This window comes from Sphaerospermopsis reniformis (assembly GCF_005402885.1).
In the GTDB taxonomy this organism is placed as follows: domain Bacteria; phylum Cyanobacteriota; class Cyanobacteriia; order Cyanobacteriales; family Nostocaceae; genus Sphaerospermopsis; species Sphaerospermopsis kisseleviana.
On the sequence record NZ_BJCE01000391.1, the window covers coordinates 1 to 2,976 of the forward strand.

3 protein-coding genes are annotated in these 2,976 nt (G+C 41.3%); all 3 read right to left on the reverse strand.

Annotated elements, in window-relative coordinates:
* Positions 1–159: 159 nt before the first annotated feature.
* Positions 160–963 carry a hypothetical protein gene (locus FFR48_RS26775; RefSeq protein ID WP_137669448.1) on the reverse strand — a complete coding sequence of 268 codons (804 nt, stop codon included), beginning with the start codon at positions 961–963 and terminating at the stop codon, positions 160–162.
* A gap of 306 nt (positions 964–1,269) precedes the next feature.
* Entirely contained in the window at positions 1,270–2,136 is an 867-nt protein-coding gene (locus FFR48_RS26780; protein WP_137669449.1) for a S1 family peptidase, read from the reverse strand.
* A gap of 25 nt (positions 2,137–2,161) precedes the next feature.
* Positions 2,162–2,719 carry a COP23 domain-containing protein gene (locus FFR48_RS26785; protein ID WP_137669450.1) on the reverse strand — a complete coding sequence of 186 codons (558 nt, stop codon included), beginning with the start codon at positions 2,717–2,719 and terminating at the stop codon, positions 2,162–2,164.
* Positions 2,720–2,976: the final 257 nt, after the last annotated feature.

Consider the following 2,976-nt stretch of genomic DNA (forward strand, 5'->3'; position numbering starts at 1 on the left):
CAAAGGTTAGAGGCTGATAAACACAGAAATTAGTGCAAGGGTTTTGAAGGGTATACCGGAAAAAGTGTGCATTTTTTGGGATTTCAAGAGATGGCAAAGAAATTTTCAAATCTCCTCCTGACTCCTGGGGCAACCACGGGGGGTTTGCCCCTACTGACTCTACCTACGCCACTGTTCACTCCAGGCACCAGTCACATTAAAACCACTGGCGGTACGGGTGAATGTCAGAGAACCGTAACCGAAATTATTACAGCTTGGACCAAAGCCATTTCCACAGATATCTCCAGCCCCATACCCATTGTTTCCGCGAGTCCCCAAGTGGGAATAAGTATTCCCATTCCAATTCCCGTTCCCAAACCAGGTTGTATTTGCCTGACCAACTTTAAGCATACAGCGCAGACCTGCACCGGGACGGCCACCACCCAAATCAGAGACCCTGTATTGATCAAAATAGCCACCACAGGTTTGAGGACGGGGTAGGGGTCTATAGCTAGTTGAGGTGGAAACTAAACGCCACTCCTCATTCCAGGCACCAGTCACATGAATCACAGTCCAGTCAGGTGCAGTTTCTCGGACTGTTAGATTACGTGGAAAATTGTTGTTGGTACACTCACCATTACCATGAAAATCCGACGCAGACCCAACCAGCATCCTACCTTCGTAAAATGCGTGTCCCAGATGGCGGTAGGTACACCCTCCCCAGGCTCCTTCCCCATACCACGCTAGACGAGGAATACTAGTGCCGCCTGGTCGTCCTTCACTAAATTTGACGCAGCGAATCCCAGTTCCTGCTCGGCCATCTAGTGAGCGAACCACGTAAGTTTTTAGGTGGGAACCGCAAGTGAAGCTAGTAGCCTGAGTCAGATGGATAGGATTAGTATTAAATTGAGCCAGTGTGGAGGTGGTTGTTGCCAATACACCTGTAGTACATAAAGCAACAATTTGGACAAAGCGCATACTCATAACTTTCTCCTAAGATTTGGAAACTATTGTTTACTTTCTATTTACGCTTTACATAGCAACGGAAAATTTTTGTCTAGTTGAACTTAGCCGCTATCAGTAACCTTAGAACTTGCCAAAATCTATTATACTATACGGTTAAACAGTGTGCTTTATTAGAGGATGTCTGAGAAGTATCAGGTTTTATCCAGATCCCCCCTTACCCCCCTTAATAAGGGGGGAAAATTAATCAAAGTCCCCCTTAATAAGGGGGATTTAGGGGGATCTACAAGTGTTTTATGCAACACGACAAAGTTTTCAGACATCCTCTTAGGAATTACTTTTAGAAATCAATCGCTTGACTGTTTCTAAGGGAATACCCCAACTATATTGACTTATTTTTTCTCGCTGTGCATTTGTTGGATAAGAACCATCTTCAAAAACATAAGGATCACCCCAAATTGGGTTAGCATGGAGTCCATTAATTCCTATTAATTCCCCTGCACTATTTAATAGCGGTCCGCCACTCATCCCTTTTTCCACATCATTGGTAAAACCAATTTGGTATCCTCCCTCTAGGGCTTTATTTAGCAGCAATTCAATTTTACCGGGTTTAATCACAAACCCACCGGATTGACTTTGGCTATTTTTGAGGGGAAAACCTGCGGACATTACTGAATCTCCCTTGGCAGGTTGTTGATTTGACATAGTGGCAGTTTTGTATTCTGACTCGGACACAAATTTTAACAAGGCTAAATCATTTCCTCTCAGTTGTTTTTTTGTCACTCCCAGGTTAGCAGGGTGAATTTTTCCGTCGGGAGTTTGAATAAAATAGGGTGCTTCTCCAGCTTGTAAAACATGATTATTAGTAATTACTACGTAAGTTGAAGTTAAGCGATTTTTATTTTTTTGATTTTTTTTATAAAAAAGTATACCAGAACCTAAGGAGCGATTATCAGAATCTAATGATCGGTTATTAGAACGTGATGAGGAGTTATTATAACCTATTTCTCTAGGGCTACTGAGAATTTTAACTGTAATTAAACGAGCCTCTTGTTCAAGTTGATTTTTCCCTTGATCTGAAACCCAATTAGCCATTAAAAAAGGGGGTTTTTGAACTGACGACACTGGAGTTGTCAAAGACAAAAAAGAAGCAGCTAGTACAAAAACAGTGACCATTCCTACGTGCCAACTCATGGCTTTCCCCCCCATAATCTCAAATTTACCAAACTGGCTCAGTCTTACTGTCAATGATCTGATCAATATCAACACTGGCAGTTCCATCACCGTTGATTGTTAGTTCAATGTATCCATCGTCATTGCCACTGAGGTAAACAGGTTCTCCGCTTGCAGAAGCACGGGTATTCAATAGTATTCCAAGGACTTGCTTAGGGTCTCTTTGATTTGTTATAGTCAGTAGAACGTTTTTGTTATTACAAGCTCCCTCGTTAGTTTTTAAACCACAGATAACAGATTGACGGTTGACTGTTCCAGTTTTCAAGATTCTCAATTGACCTTGATTTTGCAGTTTCTGGAAACGATCTGATACTTGTTCACAACGTTTTTGCGGTGTCCATGTATCATTAATCTGACTTGTGTTTGTCCACACAATTAAAGGTACACTACCTTTGCTTGGGTGACGAACCACGGTTGCTGGATAGTTATCAACTGAAGCACAAGTAAATTGACGGCTTTGAGCTTGACTAGGTTGATTACTGGCTAAAGTGACACTCAAGGCTAAAGCCAGTCCAGTTAAGGGTACTGATAGGTTATTCTTCATAACTAAAGCCAAAATCTAAAAAAAGCTAAAATTTATCCAAAAACAAAAATTTGATTCTTCTACACTTTAATATAATTAAGTATAAATGTCAACTTGCAAGGTATATTACCACTTTATAGTTCTAAAACTTATACATAGGGGTTGCTGAGAAAGTCTTTCCGTGAGGGCATAGGAGTCAGGAGTCAGGAGTCAGGAGTCAGGAGGAGATTTGAAAATTTCTTTGCCATCTCTTGAAATCCCAAAAAATGCACACTTTT

Coding starts and splice junctions, on each gene's coding strand:
- FFR48_RS26775 (WP_137669448.1), bottom strand. CDS start 963: ATGAGTATGCGCTTTGTCCAAATTGTTGCTTTATGTACTACAGGTGTA.
- FFR48_RS26780 (WP_137669449.1), bottom strand. CDS start 2,136: ATGAGTTGGCACGTAGGAATGGTCACTGTTTTTGTACTAGCTGCTTCT.
- FFR48_RS26785 (WP_137669450.1), bottom strand. CDS start 2,719: ATGAAGAATAACCTATCAGTACCCTTAACTGGACTGGCTTTAGCCTTG.